Raw genomic sequence first — 9283 nt, 5'->3', positions numbered from 1 at the left:
CCGCCGCGCAGCGGCTCGGGCGCCGTCGAGCCGCCGTGGCCCCGCACGTCGTACAGGACGACATGGAACCGGTCGGCGAGCCGGGCGGCGACCTGCGACCAGACCTCCTTGCTGTCCGGATAGCCGTGCACCAGCAGCACCGTCGGATCTGCCGGATCACCCAGCTCGGCGACACTCAACTCGACACCGCCGGTGCGCACCCGGCGCTCCCGGCGCTCACTGAACTCGCCCATGCGGTCGTCTCCCAACCCCGAGAAGCCGGCAGCCACGTGAACCGTGAACCTGCCACCCGGCCACGTGAACCTGCCACTGATGAATGTGACAATGCCCGGCGGCTACGTCAAGACCAGGCCCTGGCCTGTGGATAACCCACGGCACCCCGACACGGACCCTCGGCCTCTTTACGTAGCCCTTACGGGTTCGTACATCTCCAGGGGGACGCCGATACAGCCGTCAGGTCTGACGACCGGTGTGGCCCGCGCCACTACGGTCGAACCGTGACTGTGATCCTGACAGAAGGCTTGAGCAAAAAGTTTCCACGGGTAACCGCGCTCGACCGGCTATCCCTGGACATCGGACCCGGCGTGACCGGTCTGGTGGGTGCCAACGGAGCCGGCAAGTCCACCATGATCAAGATCCTGCTGGGTCTGTCCCCCGCCACGGAAGGCCGGGCCGAGGTGCTCGGCCTCGACGTCGCCACCAAGGGCGCCGCCATCCGCGAGCGCGTCGGGTACATGCCCGAGCACGACTGTCTGCCGCCGGACGTCTCGGCCACCGAGTTCGTCGTCCATATGGCGCGCATGTCCGGCCTACCGCCGTCGGCGGCCCGCGAACGTACGGCGGACACGCTGCGCCACGTCGGTCTTTACGAGGAGCGCTACCGCCCCATCGGCGGCTACTCCACCGGCATGAAACAGCGCGTCAAGCTCGCCCAGGCGCTGGTCCACGACCCGCAGCTCGTCCTGCTCGACGAGCCGACCAACGGGCTCGACCCCGTCGGCCGCGACGAGATGCTCGGCCTCATCCGCCGCGTCTACTCCGACTTCGGCATCTCCGTCCTGGTCACCTCGCACCTCTTGGGCGAACTCGAACGCACCTGTGACCACGTCGTCGTCATCGACGGCGGCACGCTGCTGCGCTCCAGCTCCACCAGCGACTTCACGCAGATGACCACGACCATCGCCGTCGAGGTCACCGACACGGACACCCACCCGGACGGCACGGCGACGCTGCGCGAATCCCTCACGGCCGCCGGCGTCACGCTCCTCGCGAGCACCGAGGAAGGGCTCCCGGGGGCCGGCCACATCCTGCTGATCGAGGCCGTCGGCACGGAGACGAACGACATCGTCCGCGACACCGTCGCCGGGCTCGGCCTCGGACTCGTCCGGATGGAACAGCGCCGTCACCACATCGCCGAGGTGTTCCGCCAGGCCGAGGCGTCGCCCGCCGAGACGGCACCGGCCGAGACACAGCCGGCCACCACCACGGCGGCCACCGATCCGACTTACGCACTGCAGAAGGGAGGCGTCAGCGATGAGCACTGACACGACTCAGATCCACAACATCGGCTACCGCAACTACGACGGACCCCGGCTCGGCCGGACCTACGCCAGGCGCTCCCTGTTCACGCAGTCCCTGCGCGGCGCGTACGGACTCGGCCGCTCGGCGAAGTCCAAGGTCCTGCCGATGATCCTGTTCGGCGTGATGTGCCTGCCCGCGGGCATCATCGTCGCCGTCGCCGTCGCGACCAACGCGAAGAGCCTGCCCCTCGACTACACCCGCTACGCCATCGTCACCCAGGCCGTCATCGGTCTCTTCCTCGCCGCACAGGCGCCGCAGACCGTCTCACGCGACCTGCGCTTCAAGACGGTGCCGCTCTACTTCTCCCGCCCCATCGAGCGTGTCGACTACGTCCTCGCCAAGTTCGGCGCGATGGCGTCGGCGCTCTTCGTACTGACCGCGGCGCCGCTGGTCGTCCTCTACGTCGGCGCGCTGCTGGCGAAGCTGGACTTCGCCGACCAGACCAAGGGATTCGGGCAGGGAATCGTGTCGGTGGCGATGCTGTCCCTGCTCTTCGGCGGACTCGGCCTCGTCATGGCGGCCCTCACCCCCCGCCGCGGCTTCGGCGTCGCCGCCGTGATCGCCACGCTGACCATCACGTACGGCGCCGTCTCCACGGTGCAGGCGATCGCCTGGTCCACGGACTCCGGCTCCGTCGTCAAGTGGATCGGCCTGTTCTCCCCCATCACCCTCATCGACGGCCTGCAGACCGCCTTCCTCGGCGCCACCTCCGCCTTCCCCGGCGAGGCAGGCCCCTCGGCCGGCGTCGGCATCGTCTATCTGCTGGTCATCCTCGGCCTGATCGCCGGCTCGTACGCCGTCCTGATGCGCCGCTACCGGAAGGTCGGGCTGTGACCACCCTCAACATCGACCACACGTCCCGCTGGTTCGGCAACGTGGTCGCCGTCAACGACGTCACCATGACCATCGGTCCCGGTGTCACCGGACTCCTCGGCCCCAACGGCGCCGGCAAGTCCACGCTCATCAACATGATGGCCGGCTTCCTCGCCCCGTCCACCGGCACCGTCACCATCGACGGCGAGAAGATCTGGCGCAACGAGTCCGCGTACAAGCAGATCGGCATCGTGCCCGAGCGGGAGGGGATGTACGACTTCCTCACCGGCCTCGAATTCGTCGTCGCCAACGCCGAACTGCACGGGCTGGGCGGGCGCGAGGCGCAGGCTGCGCTCGCCACCGTCGAGATGGAGTACGCCCAGGACCGCAAGATCGCGACGTACAGCAAGGGCATGCGCCAGCGCGTGAAGATGGCGTCGGCGCTGGTCCACGACCCGTCCGTGCTGCTGCTCGACGAGCCGTTCAACGGTATGGACCCGCGCCAGCGGATGCAGCTCATGGAGCTGCTGCGGCGCATGGGCGCCACGGGCCGTACGGTGCTGTTCTCCTCCCATATCCTGGAGGAGGTCGAGCAACTCGCCTCGCACATCGAGGTGATCGTGGCAGGCCGGCATGCCGCCAGCGGTGACTTCCGCCGTATCCGCAGGCTGATGACCGACCGCCCGCACCGCTATCTCGTACGGTCCAGCGACGACCGCGCGCTCGCCGCCGCGCTCATCGCCGATCCGTCCACGGCCGGCATCGAGGTCGATCTCACCGAAGGCGCGCTGCGTATCCAGGCGGTCGACTTCGGCCGCTTCACGGAGCTGCTGCCGAAGGTCGCCGTCGAACACTCCATCAGCCTGCTCACGGTCTCGCCGTCCGACGAGTCCCTCGAGTCGGTCTTCTCCTACCTCGTAGCGGCCTGAGCGGCCTGAAAGGAGCTGAGACAGTCCATGTACAACCCCACTGTCGCCCGGCTCACCTACCGGGCTCTGCTCGGCAGGCGCCGGGCCGCCATTCTCTTCGTCCTGCCGGCCCTGCTGATCGTCATCAGCGCGGCCGTCCGCGCCCTGAACGGCGCCGACGACCAGATCGCCTCTGACGTGTTGGGCGGCTTCGCCATCGCCACGATGGTGCCGCTGATCGGCGTGATCGCCGGTACGGGAGCGATCGGGCCCGAGATCGACGACGGCTCGATCGTCTATCTGCTGGCCAAGCCGGTGAAACGGCCGACGATCATCTTCACCAAACTGATCGTCGCGATCGGCGTGACGATGGCCTTCTCGGCCATCCCGACGTTCATCGCCGGCTACATCCTCAACGGCAACGGCCAGCAGATCGCCGTCGCCTACACCGTCGCCGCGCTGGTCGCCTCGATCGCCTACAGCGCGCTGTTCCTGCTGCTGGGGACGGTCAGCCGGCATGCGGTGGTCCTCGGCCTCGTCTACGCGCTGGTCTGGGAGACGCTGTTCGGCAGTCTGGTCTCCGGAGCCCGCACCCTCAGCGTCCAGCAGTGGTCGCTCGCCCTCGCCGAGAAGATCGGCGGCGGCGGCATCGTCACCTCGGACGTGGGGCTGCCGGTGGCCGTGGTGCTGCTGGTCGTCGTGACGGGCGTCGCCACCTGGTACGCGGGCCAGAAGCTGCGCACGCTGACCCTCGCGGGCGATGAGTGAGCGGACCGCTGACGGAGCCCCGCCGCCACCGCGAATAATCGGTGGCGGCGAACTCCGCCTTCGGGCACCGTAGGTACGGACAGGCCGAGGCAGGCCCGAGCAGGCCGTGACAGGCCGGCCGAGGCCACATCAGAGACCGGGACGGGAGCGCGGCGATGACCAGTACGCAGAGTCCGTCGAGTTCCCAGCAGGGCAGCGCCACGCAGGCACCGGAGTAGCCACCGACCGCTCCGGGTGCCGCAGGCACTGCCCGGGGGCGGCCGCTTCGAGCGCGCATCCGCGCGGGCCGCCCCTCCCGGAGGATTGGCCGAGTGGTAAGGCAGCGGCTTGCTAAGCCGTCGTCGGGGCGTACGACCCCCGCGCGCGTTCGATCCGCGCATCCTCCGCCCGCGAACGTCGAGAGCATCGGGCATGCTCAGCCCTGGAGCAGCTTCTCCAGCACCACGGCGATGCCGTCCTCGTCGTTCGACGCCGTGACCTCGTCCGCCACGGCCTTCAGCTCCTCGTGCGCGTTCGCCATCGCCACGCCGTACCGCGCCCAGCCGAACATCGGGATGTCGTTCGGCATGTCACCGAAGGCGATCGTCTCCGCCGCCGTCACACCCAGCCGCCGTGCGGCCAGCGACAGGCCCGTCGCCTTCGTGAGGCCGAGCGGCAGCACCTCCACGACGCCCGCGCCCGCCATCACCACGTTCACCAGACCGCCGACCGCCGCACGCGCGGCCAGGGCCAGCGCGTCGTCGTCCAGCTCCGGGTGCTGGATGTAGACCTTGTTGATCGGGGCCGCCAGCAGCTCCTCGGGGTCCTCCGACCGCAACGAGGCCAGCGGGCCGTCCTGCACGCGGTAGCCGGGGCCGAACAGTACGTCGCCGTCGAGGCCGTCCCTGCTCACGGCGAGCGCCAGCGGACCGGTCTCGGCCTCGATCTTGGACAGGGCGAGCGCGGCCAGCTGCCGGTCCAGGGTGACCGAGGTCAGCAGCCGGTGCTCGCCCGCGTGGTAGACCTGCGCGCCCTGGGCGCACACGGCCAGGCCGTCGTAACCGAGGTCGTCCAGCACATGGCGCGTCCACGGCACGGCGCGTCCGGTGACGATGATGTGCGCGGCGCCCGCCGCCGCCGTGGCGGCGGCGAGCGCGTCGCGCGTACGGGCCGAGACCGTGCCGTCCTCGCGCAGCAGCGTGCCGTCGAGGTCGGTCGCGACAAGCCGGTACGGGAACGGCGCGGGGGTGGTGCTCACTTGGCGATCGGCTCCAGAAACTCGCGGCCGCCCAGATACGGGCGGAGCACCTCGGGCACCCACACGGAACCGTCGGCCTGCTGGTGGTTCTCCAGGAGCGCCACGATCGTGCGCGGTACGGCGCACAGCGTGCCGTTCAGCGTCGCCAGCGGCTTGACCTGCTTGCCCTCCCGCATCCGCACGGAGAGCCTGCGGGCCTGGAACCCGTCGCAGTTGGACGCCGACGTCAGCTCGCGGTACTTGCCCTGCGTCGGGATCCACGCCTCACAGTCGAACTTGCGCGAGGCGGAGGCGCCGAGGTCGCCCGAAGCGACGTCGATCACCTGGAAGGGCAGCCCGAGCCCCGACAGCCACTGCTTCTCCCACTCCAGCAGCCTGCGGTGCTCCGACTCGGCCTCGGCCGGGTCGACGTACGTGAACATCTCGACCTTGTCGAACTGGTGGACCCGGAAGATGCCCCGGGTGTCCTTGCCGTACGTACCCGCCTCGCGGCGGAAGCACGGCGAGAAGCCCGCGTAGCGCAGCGGGAGCTTGTCGGCCTCGATGATCTCGTCCATGTGGTACGCGGCGAGGGGCACCTCCGACGTACCGACCAGGTAGAAGTCGTCCTTCTCCAGGTGGTACACGTCCTCGGCGGCCTGGCCGAGGAAGCCCGTGCCCTCCATGGCGCGCGGGCGGACCAGCGCCGGGGTGAGCATCGGGGTGAAGCCGGCCTCGCCGGCCTGCGCGATCGCCGCGTTGACGAGGGCGAGCTCCAGCAGCGCGCCGACCCCCGTCAGGTAGTAGAAGCGCGAGCCGGACACCTTCGCGCCGCGCTCCACGTCGATGGCGCCCAGCGCCTCGCCCAGCTCCAGATGGTCCTTGGGCTCGAAGCCCTCTTCGCCGAAGTCGCGGATCGTGCCGTGCGTCTCCAGGACGACGAAGTCCTCCTCGCCCCCTACCGGGACGTCGCTGTGCACCACGTTGCCCAGCTGGAGGAGCAGCCGCCGTGCGTCCTCGTCCGCCTCGTGCTGCTCGGCGTCGGCGGCCTTGACGGCTGTCTTGAGCTGCTCGGCCTTCCTGAGCAGCTCGGCCTTCTCGTCGGGCGAGGCTTTCGGGATCAGCTTGCCGAGCGATTTCTGCTCGGAGCGCAGCTCGTCGAAGCGCAGGCCGGAGGACCGGCGCCGCTCGTCGGCGGAGAGCAGGGCGTCGACGAGGCCGACGTCCTCTCCACGGGCACGCTGGGAGGCGCGCACACGGTCGGGGTCCTCACGGAGCAGGCGAAGGTCAATCACCCCACCAGGCTACCGGTGCGCGGTGACACCACCCCACTCGATATCCACCTGTGCGGCTCTTTGTCCAAATTGCTACAAATGGGAAAACTGTCGGCAAAGCGGTGGGAAAGTGGGTGCGCTTCTCCCGCTGTTCGTCAATGAGGGGAATGCAATTCCCCGGAACGAAGCATTCCGGTCGACTCGCCTTGACTCACCTCCCTTGTGGGAGGCGGTACTTGGCCCGGCGGTTGTCCACAGCGTTGTACTGCGGAGGGAAAGTTATCCACAGGCTGTGCGGTGGATCTGTGGATCGTGGAAGTGATCGTTCCGAGGTCGGTGTGCGGGCCGAATAATTCCCCGGCCAAACCCGCTTCACACGCTCATTCGGGTGGGATTCGTTAACTCTGACGAGTTGCCGAGTGGAATTGGGGTGACAAGGGTGACCTGACGCCCTGTGGACGGAAGTGGGGTAACTGGAGCGATTTGTCGACCATGTCGGCTTGCCGTGTCGACTTGTCCCCAGGTCGAGAAGCAAGCCTGTGGATAACCCGGTGGGTTATCCACAGGGGAGGAGGTGGGGCGGTGGATCCCGGGGCGGTCCCGGTGTCAGGCGCGGCCGTCCTGGCTGCGCGCCAGCCACTCGGCGGCCTCGATGAACGCCGTGTCGGACGTCCCCGGCCGGGCGGCCGCCACATCCGCGACCGCCACACCGGCGCGCGGGTACGACCCGAGGAAGCGCACCTTGGGGCAGATCCGCTTCAGCCCCATCAGCGCCTCACCGACCCGCCGGTCCGAGATATGGCCCTCGGCGTCCACGGCGAAGCAGTAGTTACCGATGCCGGCGCCCGTCGGCCGCGACTGGATCAGCATCAGGTTGACCCCGCGCACCGCGAACTCCTGAAGGAGCTCCAGCAGCGCGCCGGGGTGGTCGTCGCCCATCCAGATGACGACCGAGGTCTTGTCCGCGCCGGTCGGCGCGGCGGGCCGTGCCGGCCTGCCCACCAGCACGAAGCGGGTCTCCGCGTTCTGCGCGTCATGGATCTCGGTGACGAGCGGCACCAGGCCGTACGTGGCGGCGGCGAACTCACCGGCGAAGGCCGCGTCGTACCGGCCCTCCTGGACGAGCCGCGCGCCGTCCGCGTTGGACGCGGCCGACTCCCACACGGCGTCCGGCAGCTGGGCGCGCAGCCAGTTGCGCACCTGCGGCTGGGCGACCGGATGGCCGGTGACGGTCTTCACCTCGGACAGCTCCGTGCCGGGCCGTACGAGCAGGGCGAAGGTGATCGGGAGCAGCACCTCGCGGTAGATCATGAGCGGCTCGCCCGCGGCGAGTTCGTCGAGGGTCGCCGTGACACCGCCCTCCACCGAGTTCTCGATCGGGACGAGTGCGGCGGCCGCCTCCCCGCTCCGTACGGCGTCGAGCGCCGCGGGTACGGACACCATCGGGATCAGTTCCCTGGTGGCCGCTTCCGGGAGGGTACGGAGGGCGGCTTCGGTGAAGGTGCCCTCGGGGCCGAGATACGTGTAGCGCGTGGCCGACATACCGTCACCCTAATAGCCCGACGGAGTGCCCCGCCCCGCCCCGGGCTCAGGACTCCAGCAGCCGCTGGCCCACGTACTCGCCCTTCGCCGCGCCGCCCGGCACGGCGAACAGTCCGCTCGTCTCGTGCCGGACGAACTCCGACAGCGCGTCGCCCCGGTCGAGCTTGCGCTGCACCGGCACGAACCCCTTGAGCGGATCGGCCTGCCAGCAGATGAAGAGGAGCCCGGCGTCGGGGGTTCCGTCCTTGCCGATGCCGTCGTGGTACGAGAAGGGGCGGCGCAGCAGCGTCGCGCCGCCGTTCGCCGCCGGCGCCGAGATCCTGGCGTGGGCGTTGGCGGGGATGATCAGCTCGCCGTCGGCGCCCCGCTTGTCGAGGGCGAGCGCCGTGTGTTCCGTACCGCCGGTGAGGGGGGCGCCGTCCGACTTACGCCGGCCGATGACCCGTTCCTGCCGGGCGAGAGGCAGCTTCTCCCAGTCGTCGAGGAGCATCCGGATGCGCCGTACGACGGCGTAGGAGCCGCCCGCCATCCAGGCGGGGGTGCCGGCCGGCGGGGCGGCGGGTACGAACAGGGCCCGTTCGAAGTTGGGCGCCGACGGTTTGGGGTTGGCCGTCCCGTCGACCTGGCCCATCAGATTGCGGACGGTCATCGGGTGCGGGGTCGCGCCGGGCGCCCGGTTGAAGCCGGACATCTGCCAGCGGACCCTGGCCGCCCCGCCCGCGTCCTTCTGGAGCGCGCGCAGGGCGTGGAAGGCGACGAGCGGGTCGTCGCAGCCGATCTGGATCCACAGATCGCCTTCGCTGCGCGCCGGGTCGAGCTGGTCGGAGGAGAAGGCGGGCAGCGGGTCGAGGGCGGCGGGGAGGCTGCCGGTCAGACCCGTACGGCCGAAGAAGCTGCGGCCGAAGCCGAAGGTGACCGTGAGGGACGAAGGGCCCGCGTCCAGGGCGACACCGGTGTCGTGCTCACCTGCCGCCGCGGCGCCGGTGACCGGCTGACCCGCCATCAGCGCGCTCGCCGAGGCCGACCAGCGGCGCAGCAGCGCCGCCGCCTCCTTGCGGCCGGCGCCGGGGGAGAGGTCGAAGGCGACGAGATGCCCGGCGGCCTGCGTGGGGGTGGTGATGCCGGGCTGGTGGGCGCCGTGGAAGGCGACGGTGTCCGCGCCGACGGTGCTCAGCGCCGTC

The 9283-nt window shown here is 70.0% G+C and carries 9 protein-coding genes and 1 tRNA gene; 5 read left to right on the top strand and 5 right to left on the bottom strand.

Features of this window, described 5'->3' with window-relative positions:
* Positions 1-233: alpha/beta fold hydrolase (locus HY68_RS45005; RefSeq protein WP_041987255.1), on the bottom strand; the 233-nt coding region annotated here is incomplete at its 3' end.
* Between the two features lie 270 nt (positions 234-503).
* On the opposite strand from HY68_RS45005, the gene HY68_RS10320 reads away from it, so the two are divergent.
* The 5 genes from HY68_RS10320 (at position 504) to HY68_RS10300 (ending at position 4456) form a co-directional block, all read left to right on the top strand.
* Positions 504-1544, top strand: a complete 1041-nt coding sequence (locus HY68_RS10320; protein WP_041987253.1) for an ABC transporter ATP-binding protein — start codon at positions 504-506, stop codon at positions 1542-1544.
* Positions 1534-2415: an ABC transporter permease subunit gene (locus HY68_RS10315; protein ID WP_041987252.1), complete on the top strand. Its 882-nt coding sequence runs from the start codon at positions 1534-1536 to the stop codon at positions 2413-2415. Before HY68_RS10320 ends, HY68_RS10315 begins: the two co-directional genes overlap by 11 nt.
* Entirely contained in the window at positions 2412-3323 is a 912-nt protein-coding gene (locus HY68_RS10310; RefSeq protein ID WP_041987250.1) for an ABC transporter ATP-binding protein, read from the top strand. Before HY68_RS10315 ends, HY68_RS10310 begins: the two co-directional genes overlap by 4 nt.
* A gap of 27 nt (positions 3324-3350) precedes the next feature.
* Positions 3351-4070, top strand: a complete 720-nt coding sequence (locus HY68_RS10305) for an ABC transporter permease subunit (protein WP_041987247.1) — start codon at positions 3351-3353, stop codon at positions 4068-4070.
* 297 nt (positions 4071-4367) lie between these two features.
* Positions 4368-4456: transfer RNA gene (locus HY68_RS10300), tRNA-Ser, on the top strand.
* A 29-nt stretch (positions 4457-4485) separates the two neighbouring features.
* Here the strand turns inward: HY68_RS10300 and HY68_RS10295 are convergent.
* The 4 genes from HY68_RS10295 to efeB all read right to left on the bottom strand — a co-directional run.
* The gene (locus HY68_RS10295) at positions 4486-5307 is read right to left on the bottom strand and encodes a Cof-type HAD-IIB family hydrolase (RefSeq protein WP_041987244.1); all 822 of its coding nucleotides are present in this window, start codon (positions 5305-5307) and stop codon (positions 4486-4488) included.
* Positions 5304-6581, bottom strand: coding sequence for a serine--tRNA ligase (gene serS, locus HY68_RS10290; RefSeq protein WP_041987241.1), 1278 nt, complete (start codon positions 6579-6581; stop codon positions 5304-5306). The genes HY68_RS10295 and serS overlap by 4 nt, the downstream gene beginning before the upstream one ends.
* 585 nt (positions 6582-7166) lie before the next feature.
* The gene (gene pheA / locus HY68_RS10285) at positions 7167-8102 is read right to left on the bottom strand and encodes a prephenate dehydratase (protein WP_041987238.1); all 936 of its coding nucleotides are present in this window, start codon (positions 8100-8102) and stop codon (positions 7167-7169) included.
* Between the two features lie 46 nt (positions 8103-8148).
* Positions 8149-9283: iron uptake transporter deferrochelatase/peroxidase subunit (efeB, locus tag HY68_RS10280; RefSeq protein ID WP_041987234.1), on the bottom strand; the 1135-nt coding region annotated here is incomplete at its 5' end.

This window comes from Streptomyces sp. AcH 505 (assembly GCF_000818175.1).
In the GTDB taxonomy this organism is placed as follows: domain Bacteria; phylum Actinomycetota; class Actinomycetes; order Streptomycetales; family Streptomycetaceae; genus Streptomyces.
This window is presented reverse-complemented; position numbering and strand designations above follow the sequence as displayed.

Excerpts from the sequence above, each read along its gene's own strand:
- HY68_RS10315 (WP_041987252.1), top strand. The coding sequence starts at position 1,534 with ATGAGCACTGACACGACTCAGATCCACAACATCGGCTACCGCAACTAC.
- HY68_RS10305 (WP_041987247.1), top strand. The coding sequence starts at position 3,351 with ATGTACAACCCCACTGTCGCCCGGCTCACCTACCGGGCTCTGCTCGGC.
- pheA (WP_041987238.1), bottom strand. The coding sequence starts at position 8,102 with ATGTCGGCCACGCGCTACACGTATCTCGGCCCCGAGGGCACCTTCACC.